Annotated in this window: 19 protein-coding genes; 6 read left to right on the forward strand and 13 right to left on the reverse strand. The window is 71.7% G+C overall.

Annotated features, from left to right (window positions below; genetic code table 11):
• Both dnaE and ACIRVF_RS27145 read right to left on the reverse strand, forming a co-directional pair.
• Positions 1-3,534 carry a DNA polymerase III subunit alpha gene (gene dnaE, locus ACIRVF_RS27140; protein ID WP_402822955.1) on the reverse strand — a complete coding sequence of 1,178 codons (3,534 nt, stop codon included), beginning with the start codon at positions 3,532-3,534 and terminating at the stop codon, positions 1-3.
• 163 nt (positions 3,535-3,697) lie between these two features.
• Complete coding sequence (locus tag ACIRVF_RS27145) at positions 3,698-4,507, reverse strand: hypothetical protein (RefSeq protein WP_402822958.1); 810 nt, start codon at positions 4,505-4,507, stop codon at positions 3,698-3,700.
• Positions 4,508-4,966: 459 nt separating this feature from the next.
• On the opposite strand from ACIRVF_RS27145, the gene ACIRVF_RS27150 reads away from it, so the two are divergent.
• Positions 4,967-7,075: a transglycosylase domain-containing protein gene (locus tag ACIRVF_RS27150; RefSeq protein ID WP_402822961.1), complete on the forward strand. Its 2,109-nt coding sequence runs from the start codon at positions 4,967-4,969 to the stop codon at positions 7,073-7,075.
• 137 nt (positions 7,076-7,212) lie between these two features.
• Here ACIRVF_RS27150 and ACIRVF_RS27155 read toward each other — a convergent pair whose 3' ends face one another.
• The 3 genes from ACIRVF_RS27155 to ACIRVF_RS27165 are packed head-to-tail and all read right to left on the reverse strand — an operon-like array spanning position 7,213 to position 9,410.
• A complete protein-coding gene (locus tag ACIRVF_RS27155; RefSeq protein WP_402822964.1) occupies positions 7,213-8,106 on the reverse strand; it encodes a DUF2268 domain-containing protein in 894 nt (297 codons plus the stop codon).
• A gap of 54 nt (positions 8,107-8,160) precedes the next feature.
• The gene (locus ACIRVF_RS27160) at positions 8,161-8,598 is read right to left on the reverse strand and encodes a nucleoside deaminase (protein ID WP_402822967.1); all 438 of its coding nucleotides are present in this window, start codon (positions 8,596-8,598) and stop codon (positions 8,161-8,163) included.
• A complete protein-coding gene (locus ACIRVF_RS27165; protein WP_402822970.1) occupies positions 8,595-9,410 on the reverse strand; it encodes an LLM class flavin-dependent oxidoreductase in 816 nt (271 codons plus the stop codon). The genes ACIRVF_RS27160 and ACIRVF_RS27165 overlap by 4 nt, the downstream gene beginning before the upstream one ends.
• Before the next feature lie 93 nt (positions 9,411-9,503).
• Between ACIRVF_RS27165 and ACIRVF_RS27170 the strand changes: the two genes are divergently transcribed.
• Positions 9,504-9,950 carry an Lrp/AsnC family transcriptional regulator gene (locus ACIRVF_RS27170; protein ID WP_402822973.1) on the forward strand — a complete coding sequence of 149 codons (447 nt, stop codon included), beginning with the start codon at positions 9,504-9,506 and terminating at the stop codon, positions 9,948-9,950.
• 14 nt (positions 9,951-9,964) lie between these two features.
• On the opposite strand, the gene ACIRVF_RS27175 is transcribed toward ACIRVF_RS27170, so the two are convergent.
• Complete coding sequence (locus tag ACIRVF_RS27175) at positions 9,965-10,543, reverse strand: dienelactone hydrolase family protein (RefSeq protein WP_402822976.1); 579 nt, start codon at positions 10,541-10,543, stop codon at positions 9,965-9,967.
• A 111-nt stretch (positions 10,544-10,654) separates the two neighbouring features.
• Positions 10,655-11,038, reverse strand: a complete 384-nt coding sequence (locus tag ACIRVF_RS27180; RefSeq protein WP_402822979.1) for an ArsR/SmtB family transcription factor — start codon at positions 11,036-11,038, stop codon at positions 10,655-10,657.
• A 154-nt stretch (positions 11,039-11,192) separates the two neighbouring features.
• Here ACIRVF_RS27180 and ACIRVF_RS27185 point away from each other — a divergent pair, with 154 nt between their 5' ends.
• On the forward strand, positions 11,193-12,452 hold the full coding sequence (locus tag ACIRVF_RS27185) for an MFS transporter (protein ID WP_402822982.1): 1,260 nt from the start codon (positions 11,193-11,195) through the stop codon (positions 12,450-12,452).
• Positions 12,453-12,629: 177 nt separating this feature from the next.
• The gene (locus tag ACIRVF_RS27190) at positions 12,630-13,253 is read left to right on the forward strand and encodes a TetR family transcriptional regulator (protein WP_402822985.1); all 624 of its coding nucleotides are present in this window, start codon (positions 12,630-12,632) and stop codon (positions 13,251-13,253) included.
• 66 nt (positions 13,254-13,319) lie between these two features.
• On the opposite strand, the gene ACIRVF_RS27195 is transcribed toward ACIRVF_RS27190, so the two are convergent.
• Complete coding sequence (locus ACIRVF_RS27195; RefSeq protein ID WP_402823027.1) at positions 13,320-14,102, reverse strand: ABC transporter permease; 783 nt, start codon at positions 14,100-14,102, stop codon at positions 13,320-13,322.
• 101 nt (positions 14,103-14,203) lie between these two features.
• Positions 14,204-17,023 (reverse strand): alpha/beta fold hydrolase, encoded by a 2,820-nt coding sequence (locus tag ACIRVF_RS27200; protein ID WP_402822987.1) that lies wholly within the window; start codon positions 17,021-17,023, stop codon positions 14,204-14,206.
• A gap of 140 nt (positions 17,024-17,163) precedes the next feature.
• Here ACIRVF_RS27200 and ACIRVF_RS27205 point away from each other — a divergent pair, with 140 nt between their 5' ends.
• Positions 17,164-18,183 carry a mechanosensitive ion channel family protein gene (locus ACIRVF_RS27205; protein ID WP_402822990.1) on the forward strand — a complete coding sequence of 340 codons (1,020 nt, stop codon included), beginning with the start codon at positions 17,164-17,166 and terminating at the stop codon, positions 18,181-18,183.
• Between the two features lie 119 nt (positions 18,184-18,302).
• On the opposite strand, the gene ACIRVF_RS27210 is transcribed toward ACIRVF_RS27205, so the two are convergent.
• The 4 genes from ACIRVF_RS27210 to ACIRVF_RS27225 form a co-directional block, all read right to left on the reverse strand.
• Positions 18,303-18,764, reverse strand: coding sequence for a GNAT family N-acetyltransferase (locus ACIRVF_RS27210; protein ID WP_402822992.1), 462 nt, complete (start codon positions 18,762-18,764; stop codon positions 18,303-18,305).
• A gap of 1 nt (position 18,765) precedes the next feature.
• Positions 18,766-19,704, reverse strand: coding sequence for an RluA family pseudouridine synthase (locus ACIRVF_RS27215; RefSeq protein WP_402822994.1), 939 nt, complete (start codon positions 19,702-19,704; stop codon positions 18,766-18,768).
• 65 nt (positions 19,705-19,769) lie between these two features.
• Positions 19,770-20,426, reverse strand: a complete 657-nt coding sequence (gene lspA, locus ACIRVF_RS27220) for a signal peptidase II (RefSeq protein ID WP_402823030.1) — start codon at positions 20,424-20,426, stop codon at positions 19,770-19,772.
• Between the two features lie 133 nt (positions 20,427-20,559).
• Entirely contained in the window at positions 20,560-21,027 is a 468-nt protein-coding gene (locus ACIRVF_RS27225; protein WP_402823033.1) for a TraR/DksA family transcriptional regulator, read from the reverse strand.
• Between the two features lie 632 nt (positions 21,028-21,659).
• Here ACIRVF_RS27225 and ileS point away from each other — a divergent pair.
• On the forward strand, positions 21,660-24,833 hold the full coding sequence (ileS, locus tag ACIRVF_RS27230) for an isoleucine--tRNA ligase (RefSeq protein WP_402822997.1): 3,174 nt from the start codon (positions 21,660-21,662) through the stop codon (positions 24,831-24,833).
• Positions 24,834-25,022 lie beyond the last annotated feature (189 nt).

Genomic DNA, 25,022 nt, shown 5'->3' on the forward strand with positions numbered 1-25,022 from the left:
CTAGCCGGCCAGGCAGCTCGGCCCGAGCAGCTGCTTCAGGTCGCCGAACAGGGCCGGGTCCGACTTCACCCGGTGCCGGTCCAGCCGCAGCACCGTCGTCTTGGTGCGGCCCTCCAGCCGCACCCGCACCTCGGTGGTGCCCTTGTGGTGGGTCAGCACCTCGCTGAGCCTGGCGACCAGCGGCGGGGTGACCTTCCCGCTCGGGATGTTGATGGTGATCGGCGCCTCGGCGTGGGCGTTCGACAGGTCCGGGACGGACAGCTCCATGCCCATCAGGCGCGGCACGTCCTCGCGCTTGTCGAGCTTGCCCCGGACGAACACCACGGCGTCCTCGACCAGTTGGGAGGAGACCAGCTGGTAGCTGGCCGGGAAGAACATGCAGTCGATCGAGCCCGCCAGGTCCTCGACGGTGGCGATGGCCCAGGCGTTGCCCTGCTTGGTCATCTTCCGCTGGAGGCCCGAGATGATGCCGCCGATGGTGACGATCGTGCCGTCCGGGCGCTCCGCGAGGTCGGCGACCGCGCAGTCCGCCTTGTCGGCGAGGACGTGCTCGATGCCGTGCAGCGGGTGCGAGGAGACGTACAGGCCGAGCATCTCCCGCTCCTGGGCGAGCAGGAAGGACTTCTCCCACTCCTCCTCGGAGAAGACCACGTCCAGGCCGAAGCTCGGCTCGTCCGAGGTGGCGTCGCCGCCGAAGAGGTCGAACTGCCCCTCGGCCTCCTTGCGCTTCACCCCGACGACGTTGTCGATCATCGGCTCGAACTGCGCGCTCAGGCCTTTTCGGGTGTGCCCGAGCGAGTCGAACGCCCCGGCCTTGATCAGCGATTCGACGGTCCGCTTGTTGCAGACCACCGACTCCACCTTCTCCAGGAAGTCCGGGAACGAGCTGAACTTCCCCTTGGCCTTCCGGGTGCGGATCATCGACTCGACGACCGGCCCGCCGACGTTGCGGATGGCGGTCAGGCCGAACCGCACGGTGTCGCTGCCGTGCGGCGTGAAGTCGGAGTCCGACTCGTTGACGTCCGGCGGCAGCACCTGGATGCCCATCTTGCGGCACTCGTTGAGGTAGACCGCCGACTTGTCCTTGTCGTCCTTGACGGAGGTGAGCAGACCGGACATGTACTCGGCCGGGTAGTTGGCCTTGAGGTACGCCGTCCAGTACGAGACCAGCCCGTACCCGGCGGTGTGCGCCTTGTTGAACGCGTAGCCGGAGAAGGGGACCAGGACGTCCCACACCGCCTGGATGGCCGCGTCGGAGTAGCCGCGCTCGCGGCAGCCCTTCTGGAAGGGGACGAACTCCGCCTCCAGGATCTCCTTCTTCTTCTTGCCCATCGCGCGGCGCAGCAGGTCCGCCTGGCCGAGCGAGTAGCCGGCCAGGATCTGCGCGGCCTTCTGCACCTGCTCCTGGTAGACGATCAGGCCGTAGGTCGGCCGGAGCACCTCCTCCAGGGGCTTCTCCAGTTCCGGGTGGATCGGGGTGATCTCCTGCTGCCCGTTCTTGCGCAGCGCGTAGTTCGTATGGGAGTTGACGCCCATCGGACCGGGCCGGTACAGCGCCAGTACGGCGGAGATGTCCTCGAAGTTGTCGGGCTTCATCAGCCGCAGCAGCGAGCGCATCGGCCCGCCGTCGAGCTGGAACACGCCCAGCGTGTCGCCGCGGGCGAGGAGTTCGTACGTGGGCTTGTCGTCCAGGGGCAGCTCAAGAAGGTTGATCTTGATGCCCTTGTTCTTCTCGATCGCCTTGACGGCGTCGTCCATGATCGTCAGGTTGCGCAGGCCGAGGAAGTCCATCTTGAGAAGGCCGAGGCCCTCACAGGTGGGGTAGTCGAACTGCGTGATCGTGACGCCGTCGGTGTGCCGGGTCCAGACCGGGATGTGGTCGGTCAGCGGCTCCGCGGACATGATGACGCCGGCCGCGTGCACGCCGGGCTGGCGGATCAGGCCCTCGATGCCGCGCGCGGTGTCGATGACCTTCCGCACGTCCGGATCGCTCTCGTACAGGCCGCGGATCTCGCCCGCCTCGCTGTAGCGGGGGTGCGTCGGGTCGGTGATGCCGGACAGCGGGATGCCCTTGCCCATGACGTCCGGCGGCATCGCCTTGGTGATCCGGTCGCCCATCGCGTACGGGTAGCCGAGGACCCGGGAGGAGTCCTTGATGGCGGCCTTCGCCTTGATGGTGCCGTACGTGACGATCATGGCGACCTTGTCGGATCCCCACTTCTCGGTCACGTAGCGGATCACGTCACCGCGCCGGCGCTCGTCGAAGTCGATGTCGACGTCGGGCATGGAGATGCGCTCGGGGTTGAGGAAGCGCTCGAAGATCAGGCCGTGCGGGATGGGGTCGAGGTCGGTGATGCCCATCGCGTACGCGACCAGCGAACCGGCCGCCGAACCACGGCCCGGGCCCACCGCGATGCCCTGGCTCTTGGCCCACATGATGAAGTCGGCGACCACGAGGAAGTACGCCGGGAACCCCATCTGGATGATGGTGTCCATCTCGTACTCGGCGAGCTTCTTGTGCTCCTCGTCGTACCCGTTCGGGAAGCGCCAGTCCATGCCCTCCCAGACCTTGGACCTGAAGAACTCCGCCTCGGACTCGAAGCCCTCCGGGATCGGGAAGCGGGGCATCAGGTTCTTGAACTTGAACATGCCCTCGGTGTCGACCCGCGAGGCGACCAGCAGCTGGCTGTTGCGGCAGCCCTCCTGCCACACGTCCGAGGAGTCCAGCGCGTACATCTCGGCGGCGGACTTGATGTAGTAGCCGGTGCCGTCGAAGCGGAAGCGGTCCGGGTCCGAGAGGTTCTTGCCGGTCTGCACGCAGAGCAGCAGGTCGTGGGCGGCGGCGTCGGCCTCGGTGGTGTAGTGCGAGTCGTTGGTGACCACCGGGGGGATGCCCAGCTTCCTGCTGATCTCCAGCAGCCCGTCGCGGACCCGCTTCTCGATGTCGAGGCCGTGGTCCATCAGCTCCAGGAAGTAGTTCTCCTTGCCGAAGATGTCCTGGTAGTCGGCGGCGGCCTTCACGGCCTCGTCGAACTGGCCCAGCCGCAGCCGGGTCTGCACCTCACCCGACGGGCAGCCGGTGGTGGCCATCAGGCCGCCGGACAGCTCGGAGATCAGCTCCTTGTCCATCCGGGGCCACTTCACCAGCCAGCCCTCGGCGTACGAGCGCGAGGTCAGCTTGAACAGGTTGTGCAGGCCCTCCTTGTTCCGGGCCCAGATCGTCTTGTGGGTGTACGCGCCGGACGCCGAGACGTCGTCCTTCTTCTGGTGCGGCTGGCCCCACAGGATGCGCTTGGTGTTCGACCGGGACTCGGGCGCGACGTACGCCTCGATCCCGATCACCGGGGTGATCCCCGCGGCGGTCGCCTGCTTGTGGAACTCGGCGGCGCCGTACATGTTCCCGTGGTCGGTCATCGCGACATGGGTCTGCCCCAGCCGCTCGACCTCCTTGAACATCTGCTTCAGCCGGGCGGCACCGTCCAGCATCGAGTACTCGGTGTGGACGTGCAGATGCGCGAACGGCTGGTCGCTCAAGGCGGGGCCTCCGGAGGCTCTGGTGCTGATCTGGTGGGCCGGCGAACGTGCAGGTCACAGGAGTTACCCCTGGAAATGGAGGTGGCCCGGAACACCTCTCGGGGTCCGGACCATCACTCACACGTTCACGCGTCCACTCTAGCCCGCCACTCCCCGGAGAGACTCACCCCCGCAACCCCCGCCCCGGCGTTTCCGGGGCGAGCCCGGACAGCCGTGCTCCGGCCGCGTTCCTGACCTCCGGTTCCTCGATCGGATCGTCCCGGAGGGACGCCAGCCGGGCCCGCACCTGCGGCGTGTCCGGGGCGCGCTCGACGCCCAGGAGACGGGCGGCCGCCTCACAGTCCCAGAGCGACTCGACGTACGCCTCCGCCATCCCGGCCGACCCCAGGGCCGCCAGCGCTTCCAGGTACACGGCCCGCTCGGACGAGTGCGGCGTCTGCAACCAGAACCGGCGCAGCAGCGACACCGCGCCCGCCGCCTCCGGACCGAACCGCGCCAACTCACGCGCCGGCCGCGCCGGGCCGCACCAGGCACGGTCCACCCAGGCCTGCTCCAGCTCGGCGACGAGAACCGGGACATCCCGCTCGGCCGGCACCGGAACGCCCACCCCCGCCCGAGCCCCTTCACGCTCTCCCCCGACGGACGCCCCCAACGCCTCCCGGGCCTCCACCGAACCGCTGAGCGCCAGCAGCTCCAGCACCCGGACCGCCCGCCCCCGGGCGGCTTCGCCCCCGGACAGCACCTCGATCACCGGCCCGAGCGGCAACTCCAGATCCCGGACCAACCGCGCGAGGTACACATCCCGCGCATCAGCCTGCGAATCCCAGCGCCACTCCCAGCGGATGCACCCGTACACCAGCTCAGCAGCGGCCCCCGGGTCCTCCGCCGCCATCAGCGCCCCCAGCCCCCGCCCCCGCTGCAACAAGCCCGGCAGCGTCCCCGCCGGCGCGTACTCGTATCTCCGCTCTGCCACGGCCCCATCGTGCCCCACCCCACTTCCAGCTCGAACAGCCGCCACCAGCGCCACACCCCTTCCCCCCTCCGTGGGCGCGCGGGCAACCCCCGCGCGACCGTGTGCAACGTTCCACCCCGCTCACCGCATCGAAGTGGTGTCAGGCCATCGAAGGGGAGGGGCGACGCACTCGGCGCGGGGGGCCTCGGCGAGTGCACATTCAGCACAATTCCAAATTCCCCCACATTCCTATAGTTCGTACACATCCAACATGCTCGGGGTCAACTCCCACACCTGTAGCAAACCCGTGACACAACCCCCCGGAAAATCGTTCGCCCCGCAAGGGCCGACGGTTAGCATTCCGGAATGGAATCGAATCCCTCTCCGATACGGAATTCCTCCGACGACCACGCCCCCGGCCCCCGCCCGCCCCGCAGGTCGCCGCTCCGGCTGGCCCGCTTCGGTGCGACCTTCATCGGTGTGAGCGTCGTGTCCGGCGTGCTGCTGGCGGGCCTCGCGCTGCCCGTCGCCGGTGGCATCGGACTGACCGCCAAGAGTTCGGCGGAGGGCTTCGACGACATTCCCGACGACTTCAAGACCCCGCCGCTCACCCAGGCCACCCAGATCTTCGACGCCAAGGGCGGCCTGATCGCGAAGGTCTACGAACGCGACCGCACCGTCCTGCCCCCCGACCAGATGTCGCCGTACATGCGCCACGCCCAGGTCGACATCGAGGACGCCCGGTTCTACGAGCACGGCGCCGTCGACCTCAAGGGCGTCCTGCGCGCACTGAGCAAGAACGCGGAGAGCGGCACGGCCGCCCAGGGCGCCTCCACCCTCACCCAGCAGTACGTGAAGAACGTCAACGTGGAGAAGGCCGGCGACGACAAGGACGCCGTCCTGGAGGCCCAGCGCAAGACCCTGGGCCGCAAGATCCAGGAGCTCAAGGTAGCGATCCGGCTGGAGGAGGAACTGCCGAAGGAGCAGATCCTCACCAACTACCTCAACATCACGTATTACGGGAACGGCGCCTACGGCGTGGAGGCCGCCTCCCAGCGCTACTTCAGCAAGAGCAACAAGGACCTGACCGTCGCCGAGGCCGCCACCCTCGCCGGCCTGGTCCAGAACCCGACCCAGTACGACCCGAAGCTGCACCCGCAGGCCGCGCAGAAGCGCCGGGACACCGTCATCGACAAGATGCTGGAGAACAAGCACATCACCGCCGACCAGGCGAAGGAGGCCAAGGCCGCCCCGCTGGGTCTCAAGTACAAGGAGCCGCAGAACGGCTGCATCACCGCCAAGGCCGGCATGGGCTTCTTCTGCGACTACGTCCGCCACGTCGTCAAGCAGGACCCGGCCTTCGGCAAGACCGCCGAGGACCGCAAGAAGCTGTGGAACACCGGCGGCCTGAACATCCACACCACCCTCGACCCGGACAAGCAGGCCGCCGCCCAGAACGCGGTGAGCGGCAACGTGGCCGTCACCGACACCGTCTCCGCCGCCGCCACCATGGTCGAACCGGGCACCGGCAAGATCCTCGCCATGGCCCAGACCCGCCCGTACGGCCTGGACACGACCAGGAACCAGACCGTCGTCAACCTCAACGTCGACGCCGCGATGGGCGGCGGCAACGGCTTCCAGCCCGGCTCCACGTTCAAGCCGGTCGTCGCGGCCGCGGCGCTGGAGGCGGGACTGCCGCCGGTCCAGGAGTACACGACCCCGAACAAGATCGAGTACCCCACCATGAAGACCTGCGAGGGGACTTGGCGCAACGAGACCAGGCCCAAGACGGTGGTGCCGAACGAGTCGGCGGGCGAGAAGGGCACGTACCAGCTGAAGGAGGCGATGGCCCGGTCGGTCAACACCTACTTCGTGATGTTGGAGCAGGAGATCGGCCTCTGCGCGGTCAAGCAGATGGCCAACAAGCTCGGCATCGCGACCAGGGCCAGCGGCAAGCCGCTGGAGGAGGTCCCCGCGATGGCCCTGGGCGTGGAGGAGATGAGCCCGCTGACGATGGCGAGCGTGTACGCCACCTTCGCCGCCGAAGGCACCCACTGCGACCCGCTGGCCATCACCAGTATCACCACCGTGGACGGCAAGGACGTCCCCGTCCCGGCCGGCCACTGCGAGCGGGCCTTCTCCGAGACCACGGCACAGGAGATGAACACCGTCCTGAACGGCGTGACCGAGAGCGGGGGTACCGGCTCGGCGCTCAATCTGGAGGACAACCGGCAGATCGCCGGCAAGACCGGCACCTCGGACCACAAGAAGGCCGCCTGGTTCGACGGTTACACCCCGCAGCTGGCCACCGCCGTCTGGCTCGGCGGCCCGAACGGCGGCGTCGAGATGCGCAACATCAGCATCAACGGGCACACCCACACCGAGGTCTTCGGCGCCGACGGCCCCGGACCGATCTGGCAGGACGCCATGAACGACGCCCTGCGCGGCACGCCCAAGCAGTCCCTGCCGATGGCCGACATCCCGGACCCGGTGACCAAGCCGGACCCGAGCACCACGGGCGGCGCCACCGGCAGCGCCACCGGGAGCACCGGTGCCCCGAGCACCACCCCCTCCGGCTCCCGGCACTGACCGGCCCACCCCACAGCGCTTCACCCCGCCGAGCACCAGCTCGCCGGGGTGAAGCGCCGGTGAAGCACCCGGGACCAGGGCGGCACACCCGGCGGGGCGTCCCCTCGCGCGCCCCGCCGACCGCACCGCCTCCCCCCTCACGCCCCGGTCCGGACCCCCGCGTTGGCCAGGACCTCGCCCACCGGCAGCGCCACGCTCTGCGCGGCGGTCAGCCCCGAGGCCGCCAGGTGCGCGTCCGCGATCCGCAGCCCGGCACCGTACCCGGCGAAGTCCGGCAGCCCGACCGGCTCGTGCCCCATCCGCAAGGCGGTCGCGTCCCCGAAGACGTACGGGGGCAGGTTCCCCATGCCCGCCACGTCGATCGCGGCCGTGATCCGCTCGTACGCGCCGTCCAGCTCGGGGCCGGTGAGCGCCGTCGACCACGGGCCCAGGGCGTCCTGCCCCGCCAACTCCCTTACGAAGGCCTCGGCCAGGCCCTCCGCCACGACCTGCTCGCCGACGGTGACCGTCGCCGGGTCCCACACCACGTTGGCGTACCGGACGTTGTGGTGGACCTCGTGCGCCGCGGCGTGACCGATCTTCGCCAGGCTCGTCCCGGTCGGCCACATCACCAGCTGGATCGCCCCGGGGATCCCGCCCATCCCGAAGTAGCCGCCGCTGCGGACGGTCAGGTGCTCGTCGTCGGGGTTGCCGAGCACCAGCACCACGTGCACCGTCCCGGCGTGCCGTACACCCGGCACCGCCTCGTCGATCCGCTGCCACGCGGCCCGGACCGACTCCTCGACCCGACGCCACACCCCCTCCTCCTGCATCCTCAGCACCGCGGGCAGGTACCGCTCGTCGTCCCGGTCGAGCCGGAACCCGCTCCCCATCGTCCGGTGCATCGCCACCAGGTCCACCGGCCCCATCACCCGGGACATCGCGCCCTCCAGCGGCCGGTACACCTCCCGCAACGCGTCGGCCCGCTCGCCGACCGGTCGCCGCAGCAGTTCGAGCATCGCGCTCGCCGTGTCATGAACCACGATCTCCATGCCCCGAGACCGTAGGACCTCACGTCACGTGAGGGTCAACTCCCGCTCCCGCCTTCAGAGCTCCCGGTAGTACGCCTCGATCGGCCGCCGGGCCTCGTCGAACAGCGCCGGCCCGTCGTGCGCCACCACCGGCCACGCGCCCGAGGCCGGGTTGAGCTCGACCAGTTGCTCGGTCGCCAGCGCGTACACCACCCGCCCGACGCCCGAGCGGACCAGCGCCCCCGCGCACATCCCGCACGGCTGGCAGCTGGTGTACAGGGTGGTCCGGGCGGCCGCCTCCCCGTCGAGCATCCGGGCGGCCCAGCGGGCGAGCTTGAGCTCCGGGTGCGCCGTGATGTCGTCGTCCCGCCGGACGGTGTTGTGCGCCTCGGCCAGCACCGTCCCGTCCGGTCCGGCCAGCAGCGAGCCGTACGGTGCGTCGCCCAACTCCACGGCCCGCGCGGCGATCCCGATCGCGCGGCGCAGCAGCACCTCGTCAGCCTCCGTGATCACGATGCCCTCCTCCAGGCCTCGGACACCGCCGTCAACGCCCGCCACGCGGTCTCGGGCCGGCGGGTCTCCTCCGGGTCGCCGTGGTACGGGTCCAGCACCACGGCCCCGGCCCCGAGTCCGCGCAGTTCCCGCAGGTCGGCCAGCACCTGGTCCAGGTCACCGACCCCGGCGGGCCGGTCCGGCCCGTCCACCGGTTCGTCCGTCAGCCGCAGCGCGATCCGCGGTGCGAAGCCGGGCAGGTCGTGGCTCTCCAGCACCGCCCGCATCCGTTCCACTGGCAGCCGCAGCGGGTGCCAGGCGTCCCCGAGCGCGACGACCCGTCGGATCGCCGCCTCGCTGTGGCCGCCGACCCACACGGGGGCGGCGGCGCCCTCCCCCTGCTCCGCCCAGGCCTCCCGCACGGCCCGCAGGTACTCGTCCGTCAGCCGCCCCCGCGCGCCGAACGGCACCCCGAGCGCCTCGAACTCCTGGCGCGCCCAGCCGACGCCGACGCCGAGCACGAACTGCCCGCCGCTGAGCCGGTGCAGGCTGCCGGCCATCCGCGCCACCAGCAGCGGGTTCCGGTACGGCAGCACCAGGACGGTCGTGCCCAGCCGCAGCCGCCCGTCGCTCGCCCCCGCGAGCCAGGACAGTGTGGCGAAGGGGTCGTAGAAGGGCTCGGGGTAGCGCTCGGCCACGTCCGACGTCACGGCGACGTGGTCGGACACCATCAGCAGGTCGAACCCGAGACCCTCGACCACCCGCGCCCAGTCGCGCAGCAGGCCGGGGTCTGTTCCCGGCCCGAAGTTCGGTACGTTGACGCCCAGTTGCATGCCCTGAGGCTATTCCCGGGCGCATCGCGCAGGGAACCCGATCCTCCCGGCGGAACCCGCCTCCCGCCGCGAAAATCCCGGTAGTATCGCCCGATGGCCGTGAACCTCGACGAGACCGACTGGGCGATCATCGAACAGCTCCAGCGGGAGGCCAGGATCTCCCTCAGCGAACTGGGCCGACGGGTGAACCTGAGCCCGTCGGCCACCACCGAGCGGGTGCGGAACCTGGAGTCACTGGGTGTCATCACCGGCTACCACGCCACCGTCGACCTGGCCAAGGTCGGCTACCCGGTGCTCGCCGTCGTCCGCCTGAAGTACCCGGGCAACCGCCACCAGCCGCTGCACGACCTGCTCGCCCGGCGCCGCGAGATCCTGGAGTGCGTGCGCACCACCGGCGACGACTGCTACACCCTCAAGATCGCCGCGACCTCCATGGAGCACCTGGAGACCCTGGTGGACTCCCTCGCCGGCTTCGGCTCCACCACCACCAGCGTCGTCTACAGCCAGACCCTCGCCCGCCGCGGCCCGGCCCGGCCGTAGGGGCCCGCCGCCCGCTACTCCTCCAGGTCCGCCAGGAAGTCCAGCGCCGCCGCCCAGGCCCGCTCCGCCGCCTCCGCGTCGTAGTCGTCCAGGGACGGGTCGGTGAACAGGTGCCCGGCGCCCTGGTAGCGGTGCACCTCGACCTCCGCGCCCGCCCGCCGCATCCGCAGGTACCAGGCGTTCAGCCAGTCCTCCGGCTCGTAGGTGTCCGGCTCCGCCATGTGCAGCTGCACCGGGATGCCGGTCACCGCGTCCTCACGCAGGTCCGAGGTGCCGTGCAGGAGCAGCAGGCCGCGCGCCTTCTCGTCGGCCAGCGCCAGGTTCTGCGCGATCGCGCCGCCGAGCCCGATCCCGGCGTACACCAGCCCGCCCTCGGACAGCGGGGCGGAGGCGGCCACCGCGCGCCGCAGCAGCTCGTCCCCGCCGCCGGCCTCCTCCTGGTACGCCCGGGAGGCCTCCGAGTCGTCGAAGGTGCGGCCCTCGAACAGGTCCGGCGTGTGCACGGTGTGCCCGGCGGCGCGCAGCCGGTCGGCGGCGCCGTGCACGGCCGGGTTCAGGCCATGCGCGGAGTGGAAGAGGACGATCTGGGCCACGGTCGGGGTCCTTCGGCAAACGAGGTCAGCGATACCCACCCATGATCCCGCACCCCGCCCGGAAGGCACGCCGCGCGGCCGCCCCGGAGCCGCGGCACCCCCCGAAGCGGCTCAGCCCTGCGGGCTCCAGGCGGCCACCAGGTCGAGCAGCCCGGGGAAGCGGGCGTTGAGGTCCTCGACCCGGACGTGGCTGCGCCGTTCCAGCCCGTACTGGCGCTGCCGGGTGATCCCGGCCTCCCGCAGCGCCTTGAAGTGGTGGGTCAGCGAGGACTTGGGCCGGTCGAGCCCGAACCAGCCGCAGGAGTGGTCGAAGTCCTCGGACTCCAGCAGCAGTTTGCGAACGATGGTCAGCCGCAACGGGTCGCTGAGCGCACCGAGCACGGTCTCCAGCCTCAGCTCGTCGACGCCCGGCTCGGGCAGGGGCGCGGGCAGGTCGGACGGCTCGGGGAACACCCTGACGGCGGGCGCACCGGTCGTGGCCACAGGCCTGGTCAACTCCTCGACTCCTCACGCTTCCGAGCGATGTCACGACGCGGACGGCATCGTGACTCGGCATCAGCAATCAGTACGACTCCAATCGTACTGCATGCTAAGTTCGACTCAACTCGTACTGCTGCGAACCCGCAGCACCTCTCGGGAGGGAACAGCCGTGCCCGCAACCAGGACCACCCCCGTCCAGCCCATCGCCACCACGGCCCCAGCCGCAGCCCCAGCCACCACCTCCGCGCCCACACCCCTGTGGTGGATCTGGCTGGCCGCCTGGCCGGTCACCGCCGTCTTCGTGCTCTCCAACGCCGCCACCCCCCTGTACGTGCTGTGGCAGCACGACATCGGCTTCTCCAAGGGCACCCTGACCGTGGTCTTCGCCTTCTACATCGTCGGCCTGATCGGGTCACTGCTGGTCTCCGGCGTGGCCTCCGACCGGCTCGGCCGCAAGCCCGTCCTGCTGCCCGCCCTGGCGCTCGGCCTCGCCGCCTGCCTGATCTTCGGGACGGCCACCAGCGTCACCGCGCTGATCATGGCGCGCCTGTTCACCGGCATCGCGGTCGGCGCCGTGGTCTCGGCGGGGATGGCCGCGGTCACCGACGTGGCCGGCCCCGAGCGCAAGCGGACCGCCGCCCTGCTGGCCTCCTGCGCGATGGTCTTCGGCGCCGGCCTCGGCCCACTGCTCGCGGGAGTGCTCTCCGAGCTGGCGCCCGCACCCACCACCACCGTCTTCGTCGTCGAGGCCGTGGTCCTGGTCGGCGCGGTGCTGGTCGTCCTGCGGATGCCGGTGCCCCGACCCGAGGGCCGCGACCGGGGCGCCTGGGTCCGGGTGCCCGGCGTCCCGCGCGGCAACGGACGTCAACTCGCCCTGGGCATCGCGGTGTTCGCACCCGGCATCACCGCCACCTCGTTCGTGCTCTCGCTCGGCCCCTCACTGCTGTCCGGCCTGCTCGGCACCACCGACCGGATCGTCGCCGGGGCCGTGGCCTTCGCGATGTTCCTCACCGCGACGGGGGTGCAGTTCGCCGTCCAGAAGCTGCGCCGACGCACCGTACTGACCGCCGGCGCGGCGGTCACCGCGCTGAGCATGGCCACCCTGGCCGCCGCCGTGCACTCCGGGGCGGTGGCGATGCTCGTCCTCGCCGCCCTGCTGGCCGGCGCCGGCCAGGGCATGGGCCAGCTCGGCGGGCTGTCGCTGCTCAACGCGGGCATCCCGCCGCAGCGCCTCGCCGAGGCCAACGCCGCGCTCAACGTGGGCGGTTACGTCCCGGCCGGGCTGCTGCCCGTCTCGGCCGGCTACCTCAGCGACGCGGTGGGTCTGACCACCGGCGCCACCGTCTTCGCCGCCGTCCTGCTGGGCCTCGCCGCCCTCGGCGGCCTGGTGGTCCTCGCCACCGGCCGCGGGGTGACGGACCCGGCCTGACGAGCCGCCCGCGAATCCCGCCCGCCGCTCATGTGTTCGCAAGATTCCTACAGGTATGTTTTTGTCGCCCGAACCCGCAAGCCTGGACAAGCACATTCACATTGCAAAGAAAGCCTTGCAACAACATTCCATCCCGATGGTATGTATGAGCTCCAGGCAACGACGGAGGGCAGGGCCATGGCAAAGCAGGAGCGGGCACGACGCACACGGGAGAAGGTCCTGACGGCCGCCGCCGAGGCGTTCGCCGTCCAGGGCTACGACAGCACCACGCTGAACACCGTGGCCGAGCGCATCGGCATGACCAAGGGCGCGCTCTACGGCCACTTCCCCTCGAAGCGGTCGCTGGCCCGGGCTCTGATCGACGAGTCCCGCCACGCCTGGACGAGCCTGCACGCGGCGTACGACACCCCGGACGCCGACGCCGCCGAGGTGCTCGAAGGCGTCGTCGTGGCCTTCGCCGACCGGCTGCGCTCGGACGTCCGGCTACGGGCCGCGCTCCGGCTCGCGGTCCACCACCCCGGCCTGGCACCCGCCCCCTGCGACGTCCTCGCCGAGATGCACGACGCCCTGACCGACCTGGTCCGCCGCGCCCAGCGGGACAGCGGCTTCCCCGACCACTGCCCGCCGCTGGTCGCCGAACTCCTGCTGATCGTGATCCGGGGACTGCTGACCACGGCCGAACACGCCGACGACAGCAGCGCCTACGACAACAGTCCCGCCATCAACGACGGAGAGCCCCTGTGGCGACTGCTCTTCACCGCCCTGTCCGCCGGCCCGGCCCCGACCCCCGCCCTCCCCTGACCGACCGACCGGCCCACCGGCCACACACACAAACACCGACCCCCCGGCGAACACCGGCCCACCCCGCTACGACACCACGTCCTTGCGCCCGAACCCGCGGAACGCCAGCGCCAGCAGCACCACCGCGTACGACAGCGACAACGAGACCCCCTGCAGCATGCCGCCCCACTCCAGCTGCGGCTGCAGGGCGTCCGCCCAGGCGTACTGCCAGTGCGCCGGCAGCCATTCCCGCAGGTCGCCCAGCGCGGTGACAGCGTCCAGCACCCCGGTGATGATCGACAGGAACACCGCCCCGCCGACCGCCCCCAGCGGCGCGTCCGTCGCCGTCGACAGCCAGAACGCCAGCGCGGCGATGACCAGCTCGCTCAGGAACACGAACGCCACCGCGATCGCGATCCGGGGCAGCGCCTCCCCGGCGGGCAGACCGGCCCCGGCGGGCAGCTTCAGGTCCCCCCAGCCGTACGCCACGGTCCCCACGACCAGCCCGATCGCGGGCAGCATGACGATCGCCACCGCCGAGAACGCCAGCCCGACCGCGAACTTGCGGGCCAGCAGCCGCGCCCGCGGCACCGGCGCCGCCAGCAGGTAGCGCAGCGAGGACCAGCTGGCCTCCGAGGCCACCGTGTCCCCGCAGAACAGCGCGACCGGGATCACCAGCATGAAGCCGGTGCCCACGAACAGCATGGTGACGGCGAAGTTGGCCCCGGAGGCGGTGGCCAGATCGATGAAGGTGGTCCGGTCCGGGCGCCCCGGGGTCCCGCCGATCTGGAACGCCGCCAGGATGACGAACGGCATCGCGGCCAGCACCCCGCCGATCACCAGCGTGCGGCGACGGCGCAGCTGGCGCATCGCCTCCACCCGCAACGGCAGCGTCCGGCTCGCCCGGTACCCCTCGGCGTGGTCCGACTCAGCGCGGTCCCCGGGGACCCGATCCGTAGTAGCACCGGCGCTCACGCCGCACCTCCGATCAACGACAGGAACGCGTCCTCCAACCGCCGCTGCGGCCCGGCGCTCTCCACCGGCACCCCCAGCCGCACCAGCTCCGCCAGCAGCTCGCTCGCCGCGAGCCCGTCCAGCCGGACCAGCAGGCCGCCCTCGACGGCCTCCGCCGAGCCGACCCCGGCCAGCGCGCCGACCTTCTCGGCCACCGAATCCGGGTCGCAGGACGCGGCCACCCCGATCATCAGCAGCTCGCCGGCGCCGACGATCTCGCCGACCGGCCCGGCCGTCACCAGCTGCCCGCGGTCCATCACCACCAGGTCGGTGCAGCTCTGCTCGACCTCGGCCAGCAGGTGGCTGGAGACGATGACGGTCCGCCCGCCCGCCGCGTACCGGATCATCACCTCGCGCATCTCGCGGATCTGCGGCGGGTCCAGCCCGTTGGTCGGCTCGTCCAGGATCAGCAGGTCCGGCATCCCGAGCATCGCCTGCGCGATGGCCAGCCGCTGCCGCATGCCCTGGGAGTAGGTCCGCACCGCGCGGTCCAGCGCCTCGCCGAGCCCGGCGATGGCCAGCGCCTCGTCGAACCGCGCGTCGGCCTCCGGCCGCCCGGTGGCCTGCCAGTACAGCCTCAGGTTGGCCCGCCCGGTGAGGTGCGGCAGGAAGCCCGCGCCCTCGACGAAGGCCCCGACCCGCGAGAGCACCGGCGCCCCGGGGCGGATCAGGTGCCCGAACACCCGGATCTCCCCGGCGTCCGGCCGGATCAGGCCCATCAGCATCCGCAGCGTGGTGGTCTTGCCCGCGCCGTTCGGCCCGAGCAGTCCGAGCACCTGCCCCTGCTCCACCCGGAATCCCAGGTCCCGTACGGCGTACCGGTCCTGGGAGCCCTTGTAGCGCTTGCTCAGCCCGCTGATCCGCAGCGGCACCCCGGCGAGCGCCGGATCGAACTCGGGGCCGGAGGACCCGCCGACCGTCGATCGCCGCCGCCGCACCCATGGCACCAGCACCAGCCCCGCGGCCACCGCCACGGCCGCCACCGGCAGCATCCAGGTCCGGGCGGGCAGCGGCGCCGCCTCCGTGACCAGCTCCGCCACCGTCGGCGCGGTGAGCGCCCCGGCCACGGCCACCCGGTAGGTGGCCGGCTCGTTCGGCGAGGCGTACGCCAGGTCGGTGGACGCCAGCACCAGCCGCAGCCGGTGCCCGGCCGGGAAGTCGTGGTCCACGGCGGGCAGCCGGACCGTCACCGTCTTCCCCCCGTCCGCGCCCGTCACCCGCAGCGGGGCCGCGAGCTGCTCCGGCAGCACCGCCTTCCCGTCCGGCCCGACGTCGTACAGCTTCGCGAACAGCACCGCGTCCGGCCGGTCCGCCGTCACCCGCACCGGCACGGTCGGCTGCCCGGTCAGGTGCAGCGACGTGTCCAGCGGCGCGGAGTCGAAGGCGGCGTTCTGCCCGGGGAAGTCCAGCGACAGCCCGGCCCCGAGCGAGGCCGCCTGGCTCAGCGCGCCGATCCCCGGCAGCGTCGAGATCCCGGGCGGCGCCCCGCCGGGCGGGTTGGCGACGGGCTTCTCCCCGCCCGCCAGTTCGACGGAGCGCGTCCCGGTGCCACCCAGCCCGGGGTACCGGTCGGCGTCGGCGCCGCGCAGTACGGCCTGGAAGCCGGTGGAGTCGACCCCGCCGGTCCGGGTGACCCGGAACCCCGGGCCGGTGCCGTTGCCGAGCCCCTTCAGGTAGTGGTCGAACCAGGCGGTCACCCGGTCGTCCACCCGGGCACTGGTGTCGGTGCCGCCGTCGTGCCCGCCCGCGAACCAGTCCACCGAGACCGGCGCGCCGTTGGCCGCCACCGCCCGCGCGATCCGGTCGCCCTGGTCGAGCGGGAACAGCGAGTCCTGCTGCCCCTGCACCACCAGCGTGGGCGCCTTCAGCTGCGCCGCCACCGAGGACGGGCTCGACCTGTCCAGCAGCGCGACCGCCTCCGGGTCGGCGTGCCCCGCGGTCGCGACCCGGTCGTACATCTGGCAGAGCGAGTCCAGGAACCGCCCGCACCCGACCTGCCCGTCCGCCACCGCCGCGTCCGGCTTCCCGGCGTCCGGCCTGCCCGTCCCACGCGGCGCACCGCCCGAGGGCCCGAGACCGCCCGCCGAACCAGGGGCTGCCGAGCCGGTGGTGAAGAAGATCCCGGCCCACAGCTTCTTGAACACGCCGTCGGCCGCGCCCGAGCCGTCCACCCCCTGCGGGAACAGCGCGTCCGCCAGGTTCCACCAGGTGATCTGGGTGGCCACCGCGTCGATCCGGTGGTCGTACGCCGAGGCCAGCAACGAGATCGCCCCGCCGTACGAGGCCCCGGTGATGCCGACCCGCGGGTCGCCGGGCCCGTCGAGCTGCACCTCGGGGCGCTGGGCCAGCCAGTCCACCAGGTGCTTGACGTCCTCGACCTCGCGGTCGGGCGCGTTCAGGCCGATCTTCCCGCCGGAGTGCCCGAAGCCGCGGGCCGACCAGGTCAGCACCGCGTAGCCCTGCCGGGCCAGCTGCTCGGCGCGGTCCCGCTCGCCCTCCTTGGAGCCGCCGAAGCCGTGCGCGAGCAGCACGGCCGGTCGGGGGCCGGTACCGGTGGTGAAGAAGGAGGTGTCCAGCTGGACCTGCTGGGTGCTGCCGGGGGTCTCCGGCATGCTGAGGAAACGATCCTCTTGATGGACCGCCTGTTCACCGCCCGACGCCACCGTCGCCGTGCCGACCCCGGCGACCGCCACCAGGGCCACCGCCCCGGCCAGCAGCCTGCGCCGCATCGACGTACCCCGGCCGCGCCACCGGCGCCATGCCCCACCGAACTCCATGGGGGCTGATCGTATCCGTCGTCCGGGTAGGCGTCCGATAAAGCCACCGGCCCTTTCGCCCGGTTCGCCCCGGTAACCCCCGGTATCGTACGGCTCACCCGGCTCTCCCCCGGACCGGACGACACCCCGGGAAGGTCCCCGTGCCCTGGCCGCTGATCACCCTGCTCGCCACCGTCGCCGCCACCCTCGCGGTCGGCTGGATCGTCGACCGGGCCCTCCAGCGGATCAGCGCCGGCCACCCGGAGGCGCCGGTCTGGGCACTCCTCCGCCGCTGCCGCATCCCCCTCCAAATCGCCCTGGCATCAGCTCTGTTGCTCGCCACCGACCCGCTCCGGCGGATCTTCCACCTGACCGATGACGAGGGCGCCCACCACCTGCTCCTCCTGCTCCTGCTCGCCGCCCTCGGCTGGCTGGCCGTCCGCGTGGTGACCGCCGTCCTGGAGGCGCTGCTCCGACGCTACGAGACGGTCACCGACGACCCGGCCCGGGTGCAGCGGGTGCACACCCAGATCAGCATGCTCCGCCGGGTGGTCAGCGCGGTGATCGTCGTGGTCACCGCCGCCGTGATGCTGCTGACCTTCTCCGCCATGCGCACCGTCGGCACCGGCCTGCTCGCCTCGGCCGGCCTGATCGGCATCGTCGCGGGCATCGCCGCCCAGAGCACCCTGGGCAACTTCTTCGCCGGCCTGCAGATCGCCTTCGGCGACACGGTCCGGATCGGCGACACCGTGGTGGTGGACGGCCAGCAGGGCACGGTCGAGGAGATCACCCTCCTCTACCTGGTGGTCCGGGTCTGGGACCACCGCCGGCTGATCGTCCCGGTCTCCTACTTCGTCAACAAGCCCTTCGAGAACTGGACCTGCCGCGACCCCGGCCTGCTCGCCGCCGTCCTGCTCCACCTCGACCACAGCACCCCGGTGGACGAACTGCGCGCGGCCCTGCACACCCGCCTGGAACAGCACCCGCTCTGGGACGGCCGCGAGTGGGCCCTCAATGTCACCGACGCCACCCCCAGCACCATCGTCGTCCGCGCCACGATGACCGCCCGCACCCCCGACGAGGCCGCCCAGCTCCGCTTCGACATCCGCGAACAGCTCATCGCCCACCTGCGCGACGAGCACCCCCACGCCCTCCCCCGCCTCCGCACCACCGACACCTGACCACCCCGCCGGGGCCCGAACAGAAAACCCCGCGTCCCGAGAAGGGACGCGGGGAACCGCGCGAAGCGGAAGGCGACCACCGGCACCGAAGCCCCGGTCCCGCCCCCGCTTCCCAGGAACTACAGAACCCTCGTCATCGTCCGGTGCGGAATCCCGGCGTCCTCGTACACCGGCCCCTCCGCCACGTACCCCAGCCGCTCGTAGAACCCGAGCGCCCGCACCTGCGCGTGCAGCTCGACCTCGACGCCGCCGCGCTCCCGCCCCGCCGCCTCGATCGCCCGGACGAGCTCGACCCCGAGCCCCGTCCCCCGGGCGGCCGCCAGGACCGCGAGCCGCCCGAGCAGCACCCGCCCCTCGACGCCCCCGGTCAGCTCCAGGGCCTCCGCACCGAAGATCAGCCGCCCGGTCCCCAGCGCCGCGCCGTCCGCCCCCACCGCCAGCAGGTGCACCGAGGTCGCGTCGTACTCGTCGTACTCCAGCTCCTCCGGCACGTTCTGCTCGACGACGAACACCTCACGCCGCACCGCCCGCACCAGCTCCAGGTCGGCCTCCCCCTCGGCGACCCGCACGGAGACCGTCATCTCAGCTCTCCGCCGCGATGACGTCCAGCGCCTTCTGCAGGTCCGCCGGGTACTCGCTGGCGAACTCGACCCACTGGCCGTCCGCCGGATGCTCGAAGCCGAGCGAGACGGCGTGCAGCCACTGCCGGGTCAGCCCGAGCCGCTTCGCCAGCGTCGGGTCGGCGCCGTACGTCAGATCGCCGACGCAGGGGTGCCGCAGCGCGGACATGTGGACGCGGATCTGGTGGGTGCGGCCGGTCTCCAGCTTGATGGCCATCAGCGAGGCCGCCCGGTACGCCTCGATCAGGTCGTAGTGGGTGACGGACGGCTTGCCGTCGCGGGTCACCGCCCACTTCCAGTCCGAGCTCGGGTGCCGGCCGATCGGCGCGTCGACCGTGCCGCTCAGCGGGTCCGGGTGCCCCTGGACCAGCGTGTGGTAACGCTTGTCCGTCACCCGGTCGTGGAACTGCCGCTTGAGGTCGGTGTAGGCCCGCTCGGACTTGGCGACGACCATCAGCCCCGAGGTGCCGACGTCCAGCCGGTGCACGATGCCCTGGCGCTCGGCGGCACCGGAGGTGGAGATCCGGTAACCGGCCGCGGCGAGCCCGCCGATCACGGTGGGGCCGGTCCAGCCGGGGCTGGGGTGCGCGGCGACGCCGACCGGCTTGTCGATCAGCACGATGTCCTCGTCGTCGTGGACGATCCGCATGCCCTCGACCGGCTCGGCCACGATCCGCACCGGGGCGGCGGGGGCGGGGATCTCGACCTCCAGCCAGGACCCGGCGGTCACCCGGTCCGACTTGCCGGCCACGGCGCCGTCGAGCGTCACCTTGCCCTCGGCGGCCAGTTCGGCGGCCTTGGTCCGGGAGAAGCCGAACATCCGGGCGAGGGCGGCGTCGAGACGCTCGCCCTCCAGGCCGTCGGGAACGGGGAGGCTGCGGATCTGCGCTGCGGTACTCACCCGTACGAGTATGCCGGAAACCCGGGCCCGCCCCGCCCGCGAGCCGTCGCGGCCGGGCAGGGGCGCTACTTCTCGCCCTTCTCCGCCGGCTGGTGCACGCTCCCGTCGGGGTTGCTGCCGCGGAAGGAGAGCAGCACGACCAGGATGCCGCCGCAGACGATCGCCGAGTCCGCGAGGTTGAACACCGCGAAGTGCTGGACCGAGATGAAGTCCACGACGTGCCCGCGGAAGACGCCCGGCGCGCGGAACAGCCGGTCGGTGAGGTTGCCGAGCGCGCCGCCCAGCAGCAGCCCGAGCGCGATCGCCCACGGGAGGCTGTACAGCCGGCGGGCGATCCGCCAGATCACCACGATGACGGCCGAGGCGATCATCGTGAAGACGACGGTCAGCGCCTGTCCCATGCCGAAGGCGGCGCCGGAGTTGCGGATCACCTGGAGGGTGACGACGTCGCCGATCACCTTGATCGCCGCGTGGTTCTCCAGCTTGGCGACGACCAGCAGCTTGCTGCCGAGGTCGATCAGGAAGGCGAGCACCGCGACGACCAGTAGCACCCCGACCCGGCGCCGGCCCTTGGGCTCGTCCACCGTCGCGGCACCGGTCGCCGGGGCCGCCCCGGCGGACTCGGCCGGCTCTGCGGACTCGGCCACGGCCACCTCCGCGTCACCGGCGGGATTCGGGACGGCGTCGTCCCGGGTCTGGGGGGAACCTTGCGTACTGATGATCCGCTCCGCTGCCGAGGTGAGCCGATGAGGGCCTGACCGCGTCCGTACCGACGGGTCAGGCGACGTTACGGGGTCGAGCGTACGGCAAGCCCGACCCCCCGCGTCGCTCCGGTGGCACGGTCGGTGCCCCGGATCAGCGGCGTTCCTGCTTGGCCTTGCACTGCACGCAGAGCGTGGCCCGGGGGAAGGCCTGCAGCCGGGCCTTGCCGATGGCCTGTCCGCAGGACTCGCAGACGCCGAAGCCGGAGCCCTCCAGCCGCTCCAGGGCGCGTTCGGTCTGGGCGAGGCTGTCCCGCGCGTTGTTGGCGAGGGCCAGCTCGCTCTCCCGCGAGATGTTCTTCGTACCGGCGTCCACCTGGTCGTCACCGGCTCCGTCGTTGGAGTCGCGCATCAGGCCGGCGATGGCGGCGTCGGCGGCGTCGATCTCGCCGCGCAACCGCTCCAGGTCGTTGATCAGCTCGTCGTGCAGCTCGTGGACCTCGTCCGAGGTCCAGGCGTCCTCGCCCGGCCGGACGGGCAGCGTCGCCGGGTCGACCGACTCGGCTCCGCGCGTCACGGTGACGGTCTCGGTGCTGGTCTTCTGAGGTGCGGTAGTGGTCACGGTCCCCTCCCCTGGATCGGCCGCCACGGCCTTGCGTGCCCGCTTGGTGGCGGTACCCGCGCCGGTTGCCTTCTCAGCCATGGCTTCGACCCCATCTACGAACGAATCGAGCCGCCGGTTCCCGGCGGCTTCCAGTGCCGGAACGATAATCCCGATCAAAACCGGTCACAACATGACATACCGACGCCCCAGGATGATCCCACCCAGGCAGCCGCCCCAACTGCCACGCCCAGCGCTGACAGACTTGTGCCCACCTCACCCCCGCCTAACCGCCCCCGCCGACCAGCCCGGATCGCGTCCCCGGACCCACTCCCCCGAATCCCTTTGGACAAACCGTCTCGCCCGGCCGATACACTGGCCCTGCAAGGCGCAGATGGGACGAGTACCGACGTACGCAGCCACCAGCGACCCGGGGACGGTGCGAGCCCGGGGGTGTGCACGGCGGGAAGATCACCCCGGAGCCGCCGGAAGAACAGCCACCGCGGTGGCCCACTAGACCCGGCAGCAAGCCCAAACAAGAGGGCCGCGAAACGCAGCACCGCGGCCAAGGAGGGTGGTACCGCGGGGCGGCTGGTCCGTCTCGTCCCTCCGGAGGATCCAGTCCCAGCATCCGCCGGAGGTAGACGCCCGCGATGAGCTCCCAACCCGTCACCCACCACGACGACGCGCTGCGCGCGGCCCCCCTCTATCACCCCGTCCCCGCACAGGTGGACCTCCCCGCCCTCGAACACCAGATCCTCTCCTTCTGGCAGGACAACAAGGTCTTCCAGCGCAGCCTGGAGCAGTCCGAGGGCCGCCCCGAGTGGGTCTTCTACGAGGGCCCGCCGACCGCCAACGGCATGCCCGGCGCCCACCACATCGAGGCCCGGGTCTTCAAGGACGTCTTCCCGCGCTACCGGACGATGAAGGGCTACCACGTCGCCCGCAAGGCCGGCTGGGACTGCCACGGCCTCCCGGTCGAGCTCGCCGTCGAGAAGGAACTGGGCTTCTCCGGAAAGCAGGACATCGAGGCGTACGGCATCGCCGAGTTCAACGCCAAGTGCCGCGAGTCGGTGACCCGCCACACCGACGCCTTCGCCGAGCTGACCACCCGCATGGGCTACTGGGTCGACCTCGACGAGGCCTACCGGACGATGGACCCGTCGTACGTCCAGTCCGTCTGGTGGTCGCTCAAGCAGATCTTCGACAAGGGCCTGCTGGTCCAGGACCACCGGGTCGCCCCCTGGTGCCCGCGCTGCGGCACCGGCCTGTCCGACCACGAGCTGGCCCAGGGCTACGAGACCGTCGTCGACCCCTCGGTCTACGTCCGCTTCCCGCTCACCAGCGGCCCGCTCGCCGACCGGGCTGCCCTGCTGGTCTGGACCACCACCCCGTGGACCCTGGTCTCCAACACCGCAGCCGCCGTCCACCCGGAGGTCACCTACGTGGTGGCCACCGACGGCAACGAGCAGCTGGTCGTCGCCGAGCCGCTGGTCGCCAAGGCGCTCGGCGAGGGCTGGGAGACCACCGGCGAGTCCTTCACCGGCGCCGAGATGGAGCGCTGGGCCTACCGCCGCCCCTTCGACCTGGTCGAGATCGAGAACGCCCACTACGTCCTCAACGCCGACTACGTCACCACCGAGGACGGCACCGGCATCGTCCACCAGTCCCCCGCCTTCGGCGCGGACGACCTCGCGACCTGCCGCAAGTACGGCCTGCCGGTGGTCAACCCGGTCCTCGGCGACGGCACCTTCGCCCCCGAGGTCCCGCTGGTCGGCGGCCAGTTCTTCAAGAAGGCCGACGAGGCCCTGGTCGCGGACCTCAAGGAGCGCGGCCTGCTCTTCCGCCACCTGCCGTACGAGCACAGCTACCCGCACTGCTGGCGCTGCCACACCGCGCTGCTCTACTACGCGCAGCCGTCCTGGTACATCCGGACCACCGCCGTCAAGGACGCGATGATCCGTGAGAACGAGGCCACCAACTGGTTCCCGGACACGGTCAAGCACGGCCGCTTCGGCGACTGGCTGAACAACAACATCGACTGGGCGCTCAGCCGCAACCGCTACTGGGGCACCCCGCTGCCGATCTGGCGCTGCGAGGAGGGCCACCTCACCTGCGTCGGCTCGCTGGCCGAGCTGTCCGAGCTCACCGGCACCGACCAGAGCGCCCTCGACCCGCACCGCCCGTACATCGACGACGTCACCTTCGCCTGCCGCGACTGCGGCGGCACCGCCACCCGCGTGCCCGAGGTCATCGACGCCTGGTACGACTCGGGCTCGATGCCCTTCGCCCAGTACGGCTACCCGTACCAGAACAAGGAGCTGTTCGAGAAGCGCTACCCGGCGCAGTTCATCTCCGAGGCGATCGACCAGACCCGCGGCTGGTTCTACACCCTGATGGCCGTCGGCACCCTGGTGTTCGACAGGAACAGCTACGAGAACGTCGTCTGCCTGGGCCACATCCTGGCCGAGGACGGCCGGAAGATGTCCAAGCACCTGGGCAACATCCTCCAGCCGATCCCGCTGATGGACCAGCACGGCGCCGACGCCGTCCGCTGGTTCATGGCGGCCGGCGGCTCGCCCTGGTCGGCCCGCCGGGTCGGCCACGGCACCATCCAGGAGGTGGTCCGCAAGACCCTCCTCACCTACTGGAACACGGTCGCCTTCCAGGCCCTGTACGCCCGCACCTCGAACTGGGCCCCCTCGGCGAACGACCCGGCCCCGGCCGACCGCCCGCAGCTGGACCGCTGGGTGCTCTCCGAACTGAACACCCTGGTCCGCGAGGTCGACGCCGCCTTCGAGGCCTACGACACCCAGCGCGCCGGCAAGCTGCTCTCCGGCTTCGTCGACGACCTCTCCAACTGGTACGTCCGCCGCGGCCGCCGCCGCTTCTGGCAGGGCGACGCCGCCGCCCTCGCCACGCTGCACGAGGCGCTGGAGACCGTCACCCGCCTGATGGCCCCGCTCACCCCGTTCATCACCGAGCGGGTCTGGCAGGACCTGGTCGTCCCGGTCACCCCCGAGGCCCCGGCCTCGGTGCACCTGGCCACCTGGCCGGAGGCCGACGGGACCCTGATCGACACCGAGCTCTCCCGGCACATGACCCTGGTCCGCCGCCTGGTCGAGCTCGGCCGGGCCACCCGCGCCGAGTCCGGCGTGAAGACCCGCCAGCCGCTCTCCCGCGCGCTGGTCGCCGCCCAGGGCTGGGAGGAACTCCCCGCCGACCTGCGCGCGCAGATCGCCGAGGAGCTCAACGTCACCACCCTGGAGTCCCTCGCCGAGGTCGGCGGCTCCCTGGTCGACACCACCGCCAAGGCCAACTTCCGCGCCCTGGGCAAGCGTTTCGGCAAGGGCGTGCAGGACGTCGCCAAGGCGGTCGCCGCCACCGACGCCGCCCGCCTGGCCGCCGAACTGCGCGCCTCCGGCACCACCTCCGTCGAACTGAACGGTGAGACGATCACCCTCTCCCCCGACGAGGTGATCATCACCGAAACCCCGCGCGAGGGCTGGGCCGTCGCCAACGAGTCCGGCGCCACCGTCGCCCTCGACCTCGCCATCACCCCGGAACTCAAGCGCCTCGGCATCGCCCGCGACGCCATCCGCCAGATCCAGGAAGCCCGCAAGAACTCCGGCCTCGACGTCGCCGACCGCATCGTCCTCCGCTGGCGAGCCACCACGGAAGAAACCGCCGAAGCCATCGCCGAACACGGCCCCCTCGTCGCCGAGGAGGTCCTCGCCACCGACTTCGCCGCCGGCGCAGCCGACTGGACCTCCGACACCTTCACCGACGAATCCCTCGGCCTCGCCTTCCAACTCCGCAAGGCCTGACCCACCCCGAACCGCCGCCCAGCTCCCCCGAGCCGGGCGGCGGTTCCTTTTCCCCCACCACACCCCTCCCCCTCCGCAGGCACGCGGGCAACGCCCCGCGCCCAGACCCACCCCTCCCCCTCGGTGGGGGGGGGGGGCCCCCCCGCCCGCCGCCCCCCCCCCCCCCCCCCCCCCCCCCCCCCCCCCGCC

Origin of the sequence: Kitasatospora sp. NPDC101157 (assembly GCF_044768255.1) — a bacterium.
Lineage (GTDB): Bacteria > Actinomycetota > Actinomycetes > Streptomycetales > Streptomycetaceae > Kitasatospora.

Bases quoted from the DNA above. Each gene is read 5' to 3' on its own strand.
- ACIRVF_RS27155 (WP_402822964.1), bottom strand. From the start codon at position 8,106: ATGGAGATCGTGGTTCATGACACGGCGAGCGCGATGCTCGAACTGCTG.
- ACIRVF_RS27165 (WP_402822970.1), bottom strand. From the start codon at position 9,410: ATGCAACTGGGCGTCAACGTACCGAACTTCGGGCCGGGAACAGACCCC.
- ACIRVF_RS27170 (WP_402822973.1), top strand. From the start codon at position 9,504: ATGGCCGTGAACCTCGACGAGACCGACTGGGCGATCATCGAACAGCTC.
- ACIRVF_RS27190 (WP_402822985.1), top strand. From the start codon at position 12,630: ATGGCAAAGCAGGAGCGGGCACGACGCACACGGGAGAAGGTCCTGACG.
- ACIRVF_RS27195 (WP_402823027.1), bottom strand. From the start codon at position 14,102: ATGCGCCAGCTGCGCCGTCGCCGCACGCTGGTGATCGGCGGGGTGCTG.
- ACIRVF_RS27200 (WP_402822987.1), bottom strand. From the start codon at position 17,023: ATGGAGTTCGGTGGGGCATGGCGCCGGTGGCGCGGCCGGGGTACGTCG.
- ACIRVF_RS27210 (WP_402822992.1), bottom strand. From the start codon at position 18,764: ATGACGGTCTCCGTGCGGGTCGCCGAGGGGGAGGCCGACCTGGAGCTG.
- ileS (WP_402822997.1), top strand. From the start codon at position 21,660: ATGAGCTCCCAACCCGTCACCCACCACGACGACGCGCTGCGCGCGGCC.